This window comes from Microcoleus sp. Pol7_A1, from assembly GCF_036701085.1.
Taxonomy (GTDB): Bacteria; Cyanobacteriota; Cyanobacteriia; order Cyanobacteriales; family Microcoleaceae; genus Microcoleus; species Microcoleus asticus.
This window is the reverse complement of sequence record NZ_JAUBQD010000029.1, coordinates 26,421-43,200: the sequence shown is the minus strand read 5'-3', so window position 1 is coordinate 43,200 and position 16,780 is coordinate 26,421. Positions and strand designations below refer to the sequence as shown.

Here is a 16,780-nt window from a genome sequence, read left to right as displayed (position 1 = left end):
TTTTTTCTAAGTCTGATTATTTGATTTTGATAAACTTACCAATTACCTCGCGCAATTTATCAGCATCAAACGGCTTAGTTAAATACTCGGTTGCTCCCGCCAAACGCCCCTGTACCTTATCAAAGGCTCCATCTCGCGCTGTCAGCATTACGATCGGCAAATTCTGAAACTGAGGCAAGCTGCGCACTGTGCGGCAGAGTTCCAATCCGTCAATCCCAGGCATCGAAACATCGAGCAACAAAACCGAAATTTGTTCGTGATAAATTGTTGATAAAGCATCCACTGCATTGTCGGTTACGAGAACTCTAAACTCTTTGCTTAAAGCCTGTTTAACAAGTCCTTGCATCACGACGCTATCATCAACTGCCAAAATAGTTGGTACTTGACTATTACTTGCACACATATTTTTCTCCCTGTTTATTTATAGTTCTTGAAAATACAAAACATAATTCCCCCCGTCATTCTTTGAGAGTTGTCTCTGAGTAATAATTGCCAACCCCGTTGGAGCGTTAGTAGAAACCTTACCCCTGTTTTTTTTACCTAAAACTCGAAAAAAGGGATTGGGAGAGTGGTCGATCGGGGATTACAACATTTGCAAAATGTGCATCCCAGCCCATACACCCTAGACGGTCGAGTTTGACAAACTATTGTTACAAATTTTAACATATTAGCAATCTTTTGTAGTTCATCTCCTAAGTGTAGTTGAACAGCAGGCTGCGGCACAGCTCGGTAAAGGACATTGGTATTGTGGCACAAGCCAATGATTTAAATCTACCAGCAAGCCACCTACCCACGATTAAACAAGTCTGTTAAAATGTAATTAAACTGATTTAAAAATTCTAGATAAGCAATCGCCATATATTTTGGAAAGCTGCTTCCTCCCAACAGAGGCTTTTAGATTGAGAGAGCCGGAGGTATTCAAAAGCAGAATTCACTGGAAGTATAATTTATACAGTCTTAGATCTGGGGTGATCTAACTCCCATAATTCCAAAGTTTCCCTGTCAGTCAAGAGGTTAGTCTGAGTTCGGCGCAAGCAGCCTGCGCGGGACTTGCGCCCACATTCTCCCAGCACAAAATTCATAGCTTGTTTTTTAAGGGAAGTATTGAGAAGGGCGGTTGCCACCAACTAGACGGGCAGTTACAAATGATAAAAGCACCTTGCCTCTTGGTAAAAAAAGTGTTCAAGCTCCATAACATCGACTTGTATCAGCTTCTTGGCTCTGATCCAGAGGTTTGCTTGGACAATTTGGTCGGTTTGGCAGCTCATATCAGCCGAACTCCTATTGCTTTCTTGAGCTTGATTGACGGTAACCGCCACTGGTTGAAGTCGCAGTTAGGTTTCGATCGAACTTTGGCCGATAGTTACCTGGATTTTTGCGATCGCGCGCTCGACCGCACTCCCGAAGAGTTCGCCGTCGGCTCAAACTCAAACTCGGAATTTGACCGGGCAATTCCCCTGCAAAAACCGCCAGTTGCTCCCGAATCTGCGATCGAACCCCCTGCAAATTCCTTTATGGAACCGCCCGCCGCCATTGTCCGAGACGCTTCCACAGACGTGGGATTTGCCGAGCATCCGCTGACCGTTTCCTACCCCTTAGTGAAATTTTACGCCGGAATCCCAGTCGTAACCTCAGATGGGCAGATGCTGGGAGTGCTATCCGTCATGGACTCCGTGCCGAGAGACTTGACAAAAGAAACCATAGAAGCTATGGAAGCTTTGAGTCGGCAAGTTGCGAGTTTGGTGGAGCTGCGCTGGCAATTAGTCAAAGCCCAGAAACAGTTGCCAGAAGTAGAAGATATCACCTCTGAGAGCCAGCAAATCTCGCAGTTAGTTCGTGGCTCGAACCGATCGAGCTTCTGTGCGGTACAGACGCCACAGAGCGGCACCAGAATATACCGAACAAAAAAGCTCTCGAAGCTAGGGGGAACCGGCAAATCTCAATATTTGTGCGAAACTTCAGCAAGCATCGGGCTCTATCCTGATACCAAAAAAATCCGAGAAATCGTTGCCCGATCCCGGGACAGCTCCCAGGGCCAACTAAGGGCAGCCTCGCTACCAGATCCATCGCGCTTGGGAGCCCTGCAAGCTAAAGTAGGTGCAGTCCTCGGACAAGGCGGGAAACTATCGGCAATCCTCAACCGCTGCACCGAGGCAATGGTAGAGTACCTCGACGCCACAGCGGCGAGCATCTGGACGTTCAACCCGCACACAGAGCGGTTAGAATTGCAGGCTAATTCAGGACTCAGCAGCGAAGAGTGGGCAGGGGATAGAGAAGATTGGGTGCGAGCAGAACCGGGAAAACTCCAAACGGCTCCTGTGTGCCTACTGTCGAACCCGTCTCTCTGCGCCATTGCCTATCCGCTGATTGTCGAAGAGCGGCTGGTGGGAGTGATGCTTCTGTGCAGTAGCGCTTTGGCAAGCGACGGAGCGCTAGAAGTTCTGGGCTGTGTGGCTAACGCCATCGCCGTGGCGATCGATCGCGTCACCGCCCGAGAAGAATTGTTGAGCCGCCGCGAAGGCCTGCTGTTCGGCCTCGCCAGCCAGATGCGGAATTCCCTCGACCTCGACAAAATTTTAGATACGGCTGTCAACGAAATTCGCAGCTTGTTGCAGGTTGACCAGTGCTACTTTTTGTGGTACTCAATCTCGCGAGACGGGGAGCCAAGCTTTGCGATCACCCACGAGGCGGCAAATCCCGAACTCAAAGAGCGGCTCACAGAATACCCGATCGAACAAGTAACGCTGCTGGCTGAGAAAATTAGCCACCGCCAAACGCTCCGGATTGGCGACACGGCAACAGCACTCTGCATAGAGCCGCCCACGCGAGTTTTTTTGACCAGTCTCGGGATTGTTTCTAACCTGCTGCTGCCGCTCAAGACTCGCTCCGGTCAAATGGGTGCTGTAGTTTGCAACCATTACAGCAGCAGCCGTTCATGGGCGACGAGCGAAGTGGAATTGCTGCAAGCGGTGGTGGATCAACTGGCGATCGCGATCGACCAAGCCGAACTTTACGCCCAAACCCGGGCGGCCGCCTTAGCCGCTCAAACTCAAGCCCGCCAACTGACGGAAACATTGCAGAGTTTGCAGCAGAAAGAAGCTCAGCTCATCCAAAACGAAAAAATGTCCTCTCTCGGTCAAATGGTCGCCGGCGTCGCCCACGAAATTAACAATCCGGTTAATTTTATTTACGGCAACTTGACTTATTGCAAGCAGTACATGAAAAATCTGCTGGATTTGCTGCACTTGTATCAAAAGCACTACCCCGAGCCTTGCCACGAAATTCTCCACAAAAACGAAGAAATCGATGTTGATTTCATAGTTCCGGATTTGCTGAAAATTCTGTCTTCAATAGAGATAGGAACCGAACGCATCAGCAAAATAGTCCTGTCTCTGCGGAACTTCGCGCGCCTTGACGAAGCCGAGATGAAGCCGGTGGACATTCACGAAGGGATTGACAGCACGCTGCTGATTTTGCAGAGCCGCTTGAAGTCAAACGAGCTAATACCGGGAATTGAGGTAATTAAAGACTACGGCAACTTCCCGAAGGTAGAGTGCTATCCCGGACAGCTCAACCAAGTATTTATGAATATTTTGGGGAATGCGATCGACTCTTTGGAAAATCAGCCCGCACCCAAGACGATCAAAATCTCGACTGCGTTGGTGGATCGAGACTTGGAGGCTGGTGAGTCAGGAAAGTCGATCGGTCAAGTTGTGGTGATTCGGATTCAAGACAGCGGGCCGGGATTGGTCGAAAAAGCTAAATGCCACTTGTTTGACCCTTTCTTTACCACTAAACCTGTGGGCAAGGGTACGGGGCTCGGCTTGTCTATCAGCTACCAGATTGTGGTGGAAAAACACGGAGGCAGCTTGAAGTGTATCTCGGAACCTGGACAGGGAGCGGAGTTCTGGATTGAAATCCCGGTAGCTCGCCCCCCTAAGATCAAAGAATAAACCTGCAGGCGATCGGTTTCAAAAACATTTTTTAAATTTTATTGTCAAAATGCTTGACAGATTGCTGTGTTAGAATGTTAAGATAGTGAAGGTTAAGACGTTGGGGCGTCGCCAAGTGGTAAGGCAGCGGGTTTTGGTCCCGCCATTCAGAGGTTCGAATCCTTTCGCCCCAGTTAAATTGTGTTCGGTCAATCAATTGTTTAACTCATAGTTTAGAGTTAGCGATCGACCGACGAGATACAAACAACTTGCTAACTACAAATCTAATTAGGACTTACTCACAGGATATAAGAAACCGGGTTTCTTGCTGCGGGTTTTACCTAAAATCCTAGATTTGTGGTCAAGAAATTGGTTTTTTTGGTCGCCAGTGCCCATTTTTCGCAGAAACCGTTGTTTGTGCGTAAGATCACTTCTGACTGCGCCGGAATTGTATAGCAGAAGGAAGAAGGAAGAAGGAAGAAGGAAGAAGGAAGAAGCAATAAAATCAATCGTTTCAGCCATTAACAACGTCCTAACCGTCTTGGCGGTTGCTATAAAATCAAGTCAACATTCAACACTCATATCAAATCCGGTTGTATTGGAATGATTAAACCGCTCTTGACGCCGAGAAAACAGAGGAAGAGAACAGAGAGACGAATAATTCCGATACTACCGGATTGGATATCAACCATCCTTCAGTTTTTCGACTAACAGTCAACAGTCAACAGTCAACCCGCCCTATTCCATCTCACGGCAAAGTGCTGGGGCCGCGAGCGTTTAGCCGATCGAAAACGTATCGGGAAATGGCCGGAAATGCTGTTTCGTCCTTGGCATAAGCCGGATCGTCTGCGAAAACAACTAAGATATAAATCGCGCGATCGTCTAAAGTTCTGACAAATGCCGCTTCGCTGCGGGATTTGGAGGTATAGCCAACCTTGGAACCAAAATAAATATTAGGTGGTAAAGATTCGCCCAAAAATCCTTGTATCGAGTTGAGAGGGTCTTTTTTCCACGCCTTGGGGTCTAAGTCTCTCGTTAACAAGTAAGCCATTTTGCGGCTGGCGACGCTAGAAACCGCTTGTCTAGTATAGATTTCATATATTAATCTGGCGGCTTGGTCGGTAGTTACTTGATTGCGAATCGGCTGAGAAGCATCGCCCCGCAATTGCAAGTCGCGACCGATTGGCCCTTCTTGTCTTAAATAGTATATGGGATAATTTTTGGTGCTTATACGAAGATCATTGTAGCCTGCTGACTGGAAAAATGTGTTAATTTGAGTGCGCTTTTTCAGCCATGTTTGCAACTCTTCTCCTGCGAGGCGTCCGCCGGATTTTGTATCTGTGATTTTGTCTAAAAGCCTGCTGGCAGCATCGTTGTTGGAGATGCGAATCATTTGCTCTAGGTCGTTTTTAAAGGCAGATTCTCTTTGCGTAATGAGGCCTTTTTCTATGGCTGCGTAAAACGCTGCCATCCAAAATAATTTGGCAACGCTAGCGGGAAATCGGAGAGTTTGATTTTGATATCCGGCAAAGGTGTGACTTTGGGAATTGCTGACATCAAATAAGCTAATTGATAGCCGTTCGGCAGGCAGTCCTTTGCTGGTTGCAATCTTCACAGCTTCATCAACAATCCCTTGCAATTCTTGAGAGTAAACTGGATTGGGAGGTGTTTTGATATTGTAGCTAAAGGTAGGCTCGCTTTGACGATCGGCTAAATTTTCCGATGTTTGAATTGTCGGTGGCGATAGTGGTTCTTGAGGCGAGATGACCTGTTGAGGCAAAATGACTGGCGGTTCAGGGGGACGGCGAATTCTGAACGGTATTGTGATAATCCAACCGATCGCGATCGCCCCGGCAATTAAGCACAGGATGTTACGGTATTTTAAGCGAGAAAATTTCGTCCTCACTCGGCGACGAGATGGCACTGGGCCTTCGCTGCTTTGGCGTCGGCGTCCGACTGGGCGCTGGCTGCTTTGGCGTCGTCGGGATTGGATTAGACCTGTTGCATGAATTTTTGCTCGCTCGGTCAACCGCAGATACCAGGCAGATGAACGCAGATTAACCCAGAGAATTTCAAGAATTGAGAGCGACTTTTGCAAGAGGTCTATGGGGCGTCGGGTCTGGATTGGGCGACGAGATGGGACTCGGCGCTCGGTGCTTTGGCGTCGGGACTGGACTGGACGCTCGCTGCTTTGGCGTCGGGACTCGATTGGGCGTTGGGGCCCGATGGGGCGGCGTCGGCGTTCTACTTGCATTACAGTTTTGTGCTATCAAACTCGCACGATCAGTTTATAATAGGGCGGCATCTAAATGACAAGTGTATCGATCTAGTCCGCTGTTGCCAATTTTATATGTCTACTAGGCTGATTGAGACTTCTAGTAATTGTAAAATTTTCAGGATAGCACTGAGTTGAAGCAAAATCCTTTGAAAAACATGAGAAATTTTTGGAGTCTGGCTGTTTTGGGATTTGCGATCGTCGGCGTGAATAATTCTTTGATACCTGATGTTTGGGCATTTCAGTCTCAATCTGCTACGGGATATGTTGTCGATCGACAAACAGCAGGACAGGGCGCGGATGTAGCGTTTTCCTTGACGGGAGAAAGCGCAAATCGGGAAGTGACAAACAACCAAACTGTTTCCAGTTTCCCGAGTATATTTTGGGACTTCAAGAATTTACCTGAAATTTCCTATTCCCAATTGCTGGAGGTGCTGGCGAGACGACCTGACTCCAATAATACGGAGAGAGAAACTGCTGCACAACCCGAAGACATAGCACGTTTTGAAAAAGTTGTACAGTATGCAAAACGACAAAATTTGCACGATCGACCGATCGGAGAAATCGTTCAGGCGATCGCGGATAATTTCCTAGGAAAGCCCTACGCCGAGGGTTTGCTGGACAAATCCGGCGAAGAAAAGTTGATTGTAACGTTGAATAAATTTGATTGCGTTTTGTTTGTAGAAACCGTTTTGGCGATCGCCAGGGGCGTAGCAGTAAAAGATTACCACTATCAAAATTTTGTCAATCGCATAGAAGAACAGCGGTATTTAAACGGTAAAATCAACGGTTATTGCAGCAGATTGCATTATTTTTCCGAATGGATTAACGACAATCAAAAACGGCAAACAGTGGAAAATATCACCGCTGAATTAGGCGGAGTGCCCATGAATAAAACACTAAATTTCATGAGCCAGCACCGCAGCAGTTACCCGCAAATGGTCAAAGACGAAGCAACTTATCAGTGCATTGTCAGCCAAGAAGCAGACTTAGCCAAAACTACTGTTAATTACATCCCGACAAATCGGATAAAAAGTGTTTATTCTCAGTTAAAACCGGGGGATATTGTAGCGGTAGCCACGGAGGTTAAAGGATTGGATGTCACCCACACGGGTTTAGTCTACCGCAATGCTGACGGCAATATGGGTTTAATTCACGCTTCGCCGGCTGGGGAGGTGACAGTTGCTTACGACTTGCAGAGATATATTAGGAGAGGCGAAAGTGCGATCGGCATTGTAGTCGCTAGGGCGATCGATCCCAGATAAAGAGGATATGTGAGGTTATCAAAAGAAAACACTTTAGTCCTTACTACCAACCTGTTAGGATTTTTGGTGTCTTTTCAGGATTTTATGCTTCACACAAACCACCAAAACCCAGTCCAGAATACATCCCAAAATATAGCCGATAAAATCCTCGCAAGCAAAGCCGCTACCGATAAATAGACGCCAGAATAATGTAGCCCTAATCCATTGCCAAAAACGAGGATGCCACAGTTGGCTAAATTCAATTGCCAAGTTAAACATGAGAACTCCCCATTCTTTTAACAAATGATTACCAATAAACTAGGTTTATTTCCGATCGCCTACTCAGGGATGACACAACTGCGTCGTTAGCGCAGCCCTCGAAGAGGATCGCACTCAGCCGGCGGGCTGGTCGTCATAATTTACGTCCTGGTGAATTGACAAAACGTGAGAACCTACCCAGCATCAGGCTTTAGCTTAGATGTGAATTCAAGTAATTGCCTCTTTCTTCTGAAAGGGAGATGATTTCATGCTTTGCAGCGACAAGCATTTCATCTTGATTTCATAATTGCGTGCAATTCTATAGAAGTAAACCAATTTGGAGTATCTCAGGTAGCAACATTTTTTTTCGGTACTCTATCTCTAGTCTCATCAATGAAGTGAGTGTTCCTCAACTTCTTTGCAAAGATCGGATTTTCAGTTCTTCTATTTAAAGTCATTGCTATTAGCTGATTCCAAAACGTTTCTTCCACCGCTATTCAAAACTATGTAATTCGGTTCCACCGCTCTGCTGATGCCAGGATTCTAATTGAAGTCATCCATCCTCTAAGCCACTATTCACGATTCATCTCGCAAACGAAATGAACAATACTTTCATTGCAACTTATTTTGATTGGGATCACCGGACTCCACGCAAACGCCATCGTTTGGCTAATCGGGTATTGAATAAATTGCGTTTGAACGGTCAAGTTATTCCCAAATCGCCTGGTATGGCAAGTATAGAAGCTCGAATGAATATTTTTCATTTGGCAAGCCAAACAGCAGCATACAAAGTATCTGGTGATGTTGTCGAAGTCGGTTGCAATGCTGGCGAAAGCTCCATTGTGATCCAAGAAGTTCTGCATGAGTATGCGCCAGAGAAACAATTTCATGTGTTTGACAGCTTTGAAGGGCTTCCAGAACTACAAGGAGACGATATTAAAGATGGAGTATACGATCGAGGTTCGATGACAGCGAGACTCGACGAATTCAAAAATAATTTTTCCGCTGTTGGACTGGATCTACCACATATTCATAAAGGATGGTTTGAGGATACTGTTCCTTCATGTCTTCCAGATAAGATTAGCTTTGCAATTGTGGACGGCGATCTATATAGCTCTACTAAATATGTACTGCCCCATGTTTACGAGCGTCTAACGCCAGGAGCTATTTGCTTATTTGGCATTTATTATGATGAAAACGTGTTTTCACGTCCACATACTGCTGAGCCTTTCAAATCGCCTGGTGTAAAACGTGCTTGTGATGAGTTTTTTGCAGACAAGCCTGAAAAAGTCTCTGTACTCTATGCTTGTGAGTATTCCAACGGCTATTTTCGCAAGCTGTAAAGACAGAGAAGTTTTAGGGGAATAATAATCTGGTGTTTCTATCCTGAGAGTGTTTCATCACCTTTCTAAATAGGGCGTTACTCGTAATTTGCCGATCGGTAATAAATCTTGTTTATTGCCGATCGCCAACACCTAGAATGACGCAAATAAGCGTTAGCGCAGCCCTCGAAGAGGATCGCACTCCTGAGCGGGCTAGGTGCTTGTGGCGCACCTTACGCTACTTAAAAATCAAGAACTAAAGTCCTTACTACAAACCCGATTAATTGACAATTTCACTGCGAGATACCTTACTATTTCTAGCAGGATTTGGCGTTAATTCCGGCGGCGAAACTTGAACACTTCCCCACTCATTCAAAAAGCTTTTCAGCAAAACCTCTTGCTGAGTGCGAAATGTCTCGACATTTGCCCCGCGATTCATAATCACAAACCACACTGTTTCTTGTTTTTGAGTTGGCAGCGCTCCGCCCAAAGCGCTAACATTATCCAACGTGCCAGATTTGACTACTGCTAATTTTGGAAGTGGCCGTTCTGACAGTATTCCTTTATCTTTCCCAACTACAGTTAAGACATCAGCAACTGTCATGCTGTAAGGTTGAAGATAGCGTTCTAAAGCGATAAACAACGCGCAAGCAGCCCGGGGAGAAATGAGATTTTCTTCGCTCAATCCCGAACCGTTGACGAGTTTTATTTCTGCGGGAGGAACTCCGGTTGCTGCTGCTGCTTTTTGCGCGACTGTTTTAGCTCCGCCGACAGTATCAGCTAGCATATCTGCCATGAGATTGTTGCTGTACTGATTCATTTTTTTGATCAGTTCGGCGAGGGGTAAAGAATAATGTTTTGCTAAAGGCTGGACGCCGTTGGGAGGTGCTGGCAAAACTTTTACAGTACCCTCAATTTCTATTTGGGGTTTCGGCGTATTTGGAGGTAATGTTTGATACTGGGCGGCGGCTTCGCTGGACCAGATTTGACTGTTCAATCCTTGTTTGAGCAATTCTCCCGATTTGAGGGAATCAAGTTCAAAATTCATGTAAAACTTATCGACAATTATCAAACTGCCAGTGACTCGCTTGATGCCTTTTTGATTTAAGGCGTTACCGAGGGCGATCGCCTCTTCCCAAACAAACAACGGATCGGCGCTTCCCTGAACAATTAAATCGCCTTTTAATACGCCGTTTTCAATTTTTCCTGTTGTACCAATTAAGGTAATAAATTGATGTTCCGGCCCAAATTCTTGCAGCGCTACCAGAGATGTTGCTACTTTGGTAATAGAAGCGGCTGACAGAGGCACTGTACCTTGATGATTGGCTAACAAAGTATTGCCAGATTGCATCCAGATCCCTTGGTCTTCTTTGGCAAAACCTTGTGCTGTCAACCCGTTGAGATATTGCTGGATTTTGGTATTTGTGGGGGTTTCTGGATTGTTAACAGAGATTATTAAGGGCTGAGGCTGACTTGGTTTAACCCGCGGCGGGGAAGATTCAGCTACAGGAGAGGGAGATGCAAGTTGGGGCGATTCAGTAGCTGCGCAGCCGGCAATAATTGTGAGAAGGGCGATCGAACTCGCAGCAGTCAAGTAGCGGTTTTTCAGCATTACTTTAATTTTTTTCATCAAATGTACGATCGTCTGTTCGGCACGCCCGATGGAAAGTTTAGCACTAGCCCGCGCGTTTTGGAGCATCCGCATCTGCCTCACCAGAATTGCGAACCGCTGACAGTAGCTATCTTCTTCTCCATCTTTCTTCGCGCTGTTGGCGTCTTCGTGGTTGGTTAAATAGAAATTGTTTAAATACTGCGGGATTTTATAACAATAGTCCGGACTGTTTTTAGTTCGTAGTCTTAAACCCACGATTTGCCGTTGGTAGCGAACTTGCCGAATCGCCTTGAAACCCTTATTCTACCGTTGGCAATCAAAAACTGTCCGAAGTATTGTTATACCAGTTCCCAAAAATAATGCAACTCTAGACCAGCGATCCAAACCCTTATCTTATAAGCCATTCCCCAATCTAAAATCTAAAATCTCAAATCTCAAATCTCAAATAGTACGATCTTCAGCGCCTGGGGTGAAGGCCCCAGGCCGATCGCTCTGACAAATTTTCGATAAACTGGTTTATCCAGCCATACTCCCTATACTCAGCGGCACCATTTCCCCGTGCATCGTCAGGCCTAATAACATCGGCCCGCCCGGTCGAATCAACTCTCCTGTAAGCGCGCAGCGTTCCTCCTGCTGCGCTGTGGCATTAATGCTGGCTCGAATATCCGATCGAGAAAACATCTGCCGATACTCTCCAGACTTCTGCTGCACGTAATTCCAGAGCAAATCTCGAATCAAAGCTTGATAGCCTTGATTGCCCGCGAGCTCTTTAAGTCTCTCTTTGAGTTCTCTTTCTAGTCGAATGCTGGTGACTTCCATTTCGGTGGTTGAGGTTCTAGGTAGGGTATGCATAATTTTTTCTCCGTGACGGGTGGACATATGTGTAATATCAGTGTAGTATGTTTACAGCTAGATTGAAAGCCTCTTAACCACCTTCTGCCGACTTTGAAATTTCTCCCCACCTACTCCACCTATCAACTGAAGTGCGATCGCCCCACGGGTCGCTCCGAGTCGTTACGGCACGTCTTTAGGACGGGTTGGGCGACTGTCGCAGCGAACTCGTGGGCGGGCCGGGGCCTAAATAAACACGGTTATAGTGGATTAGGACAAATTGCAGAAATTAATTACAACGAGGTAGACCGGCACGGTCTGCAAGTGGCACAGCCATATCGAGATACGCGAAGCGGGAGGTACAGCTAAACGACTGTACCAAGACAGGATGAAAATTTGCCTTTAGCAGTTTTTCTAGCCCCCGCTTCTAAGTAAGAGAAGCGGGGGCATTTGATTGGATATTTGAGAAATTCGATCTGCTTGGGTAACTGGCAAAAAACCAGATGTAGCCAATGCTGATGAAGCACCCAAAATTCAAAATCTAACATCTAAAATCCAAAATCTAAAATCCAAAATTGACGAGGAGGAGCAAGCCGTGAACGTAGTAACTGATGTATTGAGGCAATCTGTGGTGGTGTTTTCTCAGAATTACCTACCGATGAGCCGTGTCAACATCAAACGGGCGATCGTACTGTTAGTAACAGGCAAGGCTGAACCTCTGGATTTTAGCATTGGCAACGGCTGGCTGGTACGATCGCCCAGCAGCAGCATCCACGTACCCGAACAAATCCGCTTGACTTTTGGCAACAGGGAACGCCTGTGGAAAGTGCCCCCGGTCAATCGCCGGGAAGTTCTGCGCCGCGACGCTCATTCTTGCCAATACTGCGGTAGCAATCGACATTTGACGCTAGATCACGTGATGCCTCGATCGAAGGGCGGCCCGCATACTTGGGACAACGTGGTGACTGCTTGCGAACGGTGCAACTCCCGTAAGGGCGATCGAACTCCCGTAGAAGCTGGAATGTCTCTGCGAACTAAGCCGAAGGCCCCCATACACCCCACTGTTGCTTTTGCCGAACTGTTTTGGCACGAATACCAAATTGGGGAATAGGTAATTGGTAAGTGGTAATTGGTAATTGGTAACAAAATTTAGGTTGTGGGCTGTCCGCGGCAATCTTAAAACTTAAAACAAATTACAAATGACCAACTTTCAGGGACGCACTTATTACCGAATCAACCTGGTTTTTTGACAAAAAAAACTCCGCTTTTAGGTAATTTTGGAGCAAAAAATCAACGTGATGATACCATGCAGCGCAATTTCCGATTACCAATTCCCGATTACCAATTTTCAATTACCAATTTTTAACTTTCAATTCCAAATTTAGGGCTGTCAATATGCTGAAGTTGACTTACACTGAAACGGGCTTTAACCTCGAGCGTTTGGCTCAATCTCCCGAACAGTTAGTGGCGCTGCGAGTTGTGCTGGCTATGCGAGTTGGTCAAAGCATCAGCGTCGAACCGAGCACTGCGGCATTTTTGCTGCCGGCGAATTTGCCGGCGCTGTCTCTGTTGGAATCTGAGGCCCGCCGAGACGACAACGATGCGATCGCCCTTTGTGTTGCTGATGCTGACTTTGTAGAAGTGACTCTGCGCGGTACGTGGATTTCTGACGCGTCTGAGGGGGCTGACGGCGTGTTTGCGACTGTGTTGGGCGATCGGGCGGAGTTCTTACTGCTCAAACTCTGGCTCGAAACTCAGGCTGCTGCGGAGGTTGTCGGGGAAGTCGGTGATTAATATCGGATGTGGAAGGAAGAGGGAACAAGCAAGAGGGAACAAGCAAGAAGGAAATATTTTCGGCGTTGCATAATGGTGCTATAAATGGAGGTCAAACCTGATGCAATGTCCTGAATGCTGTTCCCAAGACTTCCGTAAGAACGGTAAGATCCGAGGTAAACACTCATCACATTTGTGTAGATTGCGGTCGTCAGTTTATTGATGTTGAAACAACATCTTAAGTTTAATAGTGTTCCCGTTCCCTATTCAATTAATCATTACGATCGAGTGAGATGAAGATATATAGCAATCCTCAATCATTTGTGAATTTCTTACTCCCTCCCCTTAGTAAGGGGAGGGGTGGGGTGGGGTAAAAAATTTACGGCTCATTTAGGATTGCTCTATCGCGCTTATCATACCTTAATCCAGCAACGCCAAAAAACGTTGTATGTGACGGCGGCGACTATTTTGTAAGATTGTTAGTGGCAGGGTGGCAGCTAATCATTCTCTTCTAACTTGTTTCTCTAATTGTAACAACTTGTGCGAGCATCTGAAGCGTAAATAGCTGTTGTGGGTAGAGATATTTTGCGAGGATGTTGTGATAGAATGAGGGTAGCATATTATCACTTGGGGTCTTGTGGTATTAACGAGACCTTTCGTTTTTATCACATTTTTATCACAACTAAGCACTTTTTACTCTATTGAGATTATTTAGTCGATCAGCCCAAATTTATGAACTTATCCCAAGCGCTAAAACATTAGCCTGTAATGGTTTTGGGGCGATTGTCGCCATCTGAACTGGATTTTACGCCCGACGATGCTACGGGATTTGATATGAGCTGGTTTTCACTTCCTACTCCAGCAAGTTTTCCTTTTTTGATACTTCTACTGCCCGATTTAGAGTGAGCGATAGCTTCTGCCAAAGTCTTGATACTTCCGTCGGACTAATTCATAAAGGAATCTCGATCGCAAATTCCGTACCTTCTCCTAGGGCGGAACGGCAGCTAAGGGCTCCGGCGTGTTTTTCCACGACAATTCGGTAACTGATGGCTAACCCCAAACCAGTGCCTTTTCCCATCGGTTTTGTCGTGAAAAACGGGTCAAACAATCGGCTCCGCACGTCTTCTGTCATGCCTATGGCATTATCGGCAATGCGGATGCAAATACTATTTTCGTTCAGGGCTTCTGTGCGAATGCTAATAGTTGGTTCCCAATCGTCGCCGACAGCCGATCGCCTTTTTTGGTGGCAAGCATCTTCCAAGGCGTCAATACTGTTGCTAAGCAGATTCATAAATACCTGATTTAGCTGACCTGCATAACATTCTATTAATGGCAGTTTACCGTAATCTTTGATTACTTTTATTTCGGGAGAGTCGCCTCTGGCTCGCAGTTTGTTGTGCAAAATTATGAGCGTATTGTCTATGCCTTCGTGAAGGTTAATAGGCTTTTTTACCGAGCCGTCTAAACGCGAAAAGTTTCGCAAGCTCAGAACTATTTCGCGAATGCGATCGGCTCCCATTTTCATCGAAGATAATATTTTTAGCAAATCTTCTCTCAGAAATCCTAAATCGATATTATCAATACATTGTTGAATTTCTACGGCTGGCTGAGGATAGTGTTTTTGGTAAAGTTCTACAAGCTGCAACAAGTCTCTGATATATTGGCTGGCATAGGAAATATTGCCGTAGATAAAACTGACAGGGTTATTAATTTCGTGAGCTACTCCAGCTACCATTTGACCGAGACTTGACATTTTTTCGGTATGAATTAGGTGAGCTTGAGTTTCTCGGAGTTCTTTAAGAGCGATTTCTAGCTGCTGGGCTCTGTTGTTGGCGATCGCCTCGGAGAGCCTCAAAGCATCCTCCGCTGCTTTGCGCTCTGTCATGTCAAAAATGGCACCGTTGAGGGATAAGACTTGACCTGCTGCGGTGAAAATGGCTTGACCTTTCTCTGCAACCCACCGCACATTTCCGTCGCAGTGAATCAGGCGATATTCGAGCGTGTAAGGTTGTTTTGTTTTAATAGCCCGATCGATAGTTGTCTCGATATGCTGCACGTCATTGGGATGAACTATACTCGGAAAAGCCTGCACCGGTTTTTGCATAAAGTTATCTGCGGGATAGCCAGAAATAGCTTCGATGCCGCTGCTGATAAAAGTTAAGCTCGATCGCCCAGCAGCACTGCACCGGTAAACCGCACCGGGAATGCTAGAAACTAATGACCTAAATTCTTCTTCCCTTTCTCGCAAAGCTGCCTCAATCCGCTTGCGCTCGCTAATGTCGCGAGCAAACGCACACTGATATTCTTTGCCGTTAAATTCCAAATGGTCGATCGTAATTTCTACCGGAAAAATACGACCGTACTTAGTGAGGTGGTGAACTTCAATATTAACCGAACCGCAGCGTTTTAAGACTTTCCAGTGCAAACTCCAAGCAGTTTGGGGAAAATCTGGATTGATGTCGTGCACGGTCATCGAGAGCAATTCTGCTGCAGAATATCCCAATGAAGAGCAAGCAGCGTCGTTGACATACAAAAATTTACCGTCCGGCCCGATCCAGAATACCGCATCTGCAGATCGGTCGATCGCACATTGAGTCAGTTGCAACTGTTCCTCAACCCGCTGGCGGTCGGCAATTTCTTTTTCTAACTGTTCGTTAAGCGAATTGAGAGCTAAAGCGCGATCGACAATAGTATCTGAAGAAGAAAAATTGAGCGATTGTTGTGACAATTCTCCTTTCTCAATATCATGCTGGTGCTGATTTTCTTCTACCTGTTTTAACGGCTGTTTTTGAAACTTTTCTTTTTGATTTAAACCATACTCGGCAAGTGCTTTCGGCATGACGGCGAGGGCGACTGCGGCTAAAAGCAAAGAAATCAAAGCACTTGCAGCTTTGAGAGTTACCGACAGCCAATATATGGAATGCCAAAGCGTCCAAACTTCCGTCAATTTAGCAGCGCCGCAGGCAAAAAAACCAACGGCAAACACCCGCACAATCTTGCTGTGAGAACCTTGGCGGGTAAAATAAACTAAAGATAGGGCGATCGAGCAATAAGCCAGTGCCGTCAGCGAGTCAAAAACAGCGTACAGTCGCAACTCAGGCAGCGCGTCGCAGCCGAGTGGGGAAGATACAGCAAGTGTTGAAAAAAAAATTGTTAATTGTTCTTGCATAAAGTTCAAGAAAAAAGTTATCTGTACCAATGCAAATCCGATCAAATATAATTATTTGATTTCTGCTAGTGAAATGTTTACATAATTATATACTTTTTTCATTTTTTATGAAACAGCTATTTTTTCAGGGAATGTCAAAACAGTCTAGGTTGGGCCCGGGGAGCAAAGCTTTCGGCAAGTATGAGAGATTGCGATCGTGTCGCGGCTCGCAACGCTTACGTTCCTCGTAGTGACGGAATACATAAATTCGCCTACTTATGGCTTCTGAAACATTTAAATTTTTAATGATCGCTATTAAGTTTACTTTTAGATGACTTAAGCTGTAAGCCAGGGGTCTTAAACCCCTGGCTCACTCATGGACTAA

13 protein-coding genes and 1 tRNA gene are annotated in these 16,780 nt (G+C 46.0%); 8 read left to right on the top strand and 6 right to left on the bottom strand.

Annotated elements, in window-relative coordinates:
- Positions 1-16 precede the first annotated feature (16 nt).
- Complete coding sequence (locus QUA20_RS17350) at positions 17-403, bottom strand: response regulator (protein WP_172184656.1); 387 nt, start codon at positions 401-403, stop codon at positions 17-19.
- A gap of 775 nt (positions 404-1,178) precedes the next feature.
- Between QUA20_RS17350 and QUA20_RS17345 the strand changes: the two genes are divergently transcribed.
- The 3 genes from QUA20_RS17345 (at position 1,179) to QUA20_RS17335 (ending at position 4,539) form a co-directional block, all read left to right on the top strand.
- Complete coding sequence (locus tag QUA20_RS17345; protein ID WP_333190217.1) at positions 1,179-3,953, top strand: GAF domain-containing protein; 2,775 nt, start codon at positions 1,179-1,181, stop codon at positions 3,951-3,953.
- 101 nt (positions 3,954-4,054) lie between these two features.
- Positions 4,055-4,126 (top strand) — tRNA-Gln (locus QUA20_RS17340).
- A 221-nt stretch (positions 4,127-4,347) separates the two neighbouring features.
- A complete protein-coding gene (locus tag QUA20_RS17335) occupies positions 4,348-4,539 on the top strand; it encodes a hypothetical protein (RefSeq protein ID WP_333190215.1) in 192 nt (63 codons plus the stop codon).
- A gap of 141 nt (positions 4,540-4,680) precedes the next feature.
- Here QUA20_RS17335 and QUA20_RS17330 read toward each other — a convergent pair whose 3' ends face one another.
- On the bottom strand, positions 4,681-5,856 hold the full coding sequence (locus tag QUA20_RS17330) for a serine hydrolase (protein ID WP_333190214.1): 1,176 nt from the start codon (positions 5,854-5,856) through the stop codon (positions 4,681-4,683).
- Between the two features lie 509 nt (positions 5,857-6,365).
- On the opposite strand from QUA20_RS17330, the gene QUA20_RS17325 reads away from it, so the two are divergent.
- The gene (locus QUA20_RS17325; protein ID WP_333190212.1) at positions 6,366-7,472 is read left to right on the top strand and encodes an N-acetylmuramoyl-L-alanine amidase-like domain-containing protein; all 1,107 of its coding nucleotides are present in this window, start codon (positions 6,366-6,368) and stop codon (positions 7,470-7,472) included.
- Between the two features lie 54 nt (positions 7,473-7,526).
- On the opposite strand, the gene QUA20_RS32030 is transcribed toward QUA20_RS17325, so the two are convergent.
- A complete protein-coding gene (locus QUA20_RS32030) occupies positions 7,527-7,754 on the bottom strand; it encodes a DUF2809 domain-containing protein (RefSeq protein WP_445304684.1) in 228 nt (75 codons plus the stop codon).
- 554 nt (positions 7,755-8,308) lie between these two features.
- On the opposite strand from QUA20_RS32030, the gene QUA20_RS17320 reads away from it, so the two are divergent.
- Positions 8,309-9,052 carry a TylF/MycF/NovP-related O-methyltransferase gene (locus tag QUA20_RS17320; RefSeq protein ID WP_333190211.1) on the top strand — a complete coding sequence of 248 codons (744 nt, stop codon included), beginning with the start codon at positions 8,309-8,311 and terminating at the stop codon, positions 9,050-9,052.
- Between the two features lie 259 nt (positions 9,053-9,311).
- Here the strand turns inward: QUA20_RS17320 and QUA20_RS17315 are convergent, their stop codons facing one another.
- Both QUA20_RS17315 and QUA20_RS17310 read right to left on the bottom strand, forming a co-directional pair.
- Positions 9,312-10,643, bottom strand: a complete 1,332-nt coding sequence (locus QUA20_RS17315; protein ID WP_333190274.1) for a D-alanyl-D-alanine carboxypeptidase — start codon at positions 10,641-10,643, stop codon at positions 9,312-9,314.
- 516 nt (positions 10,644-11,159) lie between these two features.
- The gene (locus QUA20_RS17310) at positions 11,160-11,495 is read right to left on the bottom strand and encodes a ribbon-helix-helix domain-containing protein (RefSeq protein WP_039886507.1); all 336 of its coding nucleotides are present in this window, start codon (positions 11,493-11,495) and stop codon (positions 11,160-11,162) included.
- Between the two features lie 93 nt (positions 11,496-11,588).
- On the opposite strand from QUA20_RS17310, the gene QUA20_RS17305 reads away from it, so the two are divergent.
- The 3 genes from QUA20_RS17305 to QUA20_RS17295 all read left to right on the top strand — a co-directional run bounded on the left by QUA20_RS17305 (position 11,589) and on the right by QUA20_RS17295 (position 13,268).
- The gene (locus tag QUA20_RS17305; protein WP_333190209.1) at positions 11,589-11,843 is read left to right on the top strand and encodes a hypothetical protein; all 255 of its coding nucleotides are present in this window, start codon (positions 11,589-11,591) and stop codon (positions 11,841-11,843) included.
- A 226-nt stretch (positions 11,844-12,069) separates the two neighbouring features.
- The gene (locus QUA20_RS17300) at positions 12,070-12,585 is read left to right on the top strand and encodes an HNH endonuclease (protein ID WP_333190207.1); all 516 of its coding nucleotides are present in this window, start codon (positions 12,070-12,072) and stop codon (positions 12,583-12,585) included.
- 284 nt (positions 12,586-12,869) lie between these two features.
- Positions 12,870-13,268 carry an alr0857 family protein gene (locus QUA20_RS17295; protein ID WP_333190206.1) on the top strand — a complete coding sequence of 133 codons (399 nt, stop codon included), beginning with the start codon at positions 12,870-12,872 and terminating at the stop codon, positions 13,266-13,268.
- Positions 13,269-14,196: 928 nt separating this feature from the next.
- Here QUA20_RS17295 and QUA20_RS17290 read toward each other — a convergent pair.
- On the bottom strand, positions 14,197-16,416 hold the full coding sequence (locus QUA20_RS17290) for a PAS domain S-box protein (protein WP_333190204.1): 2,220 nt from the start codon (positions 16,414-16,416) through the stop codon (positions 14,197-14,199).
- Positions 16,417-16,780: the final 364 nt, after the last annotated feature.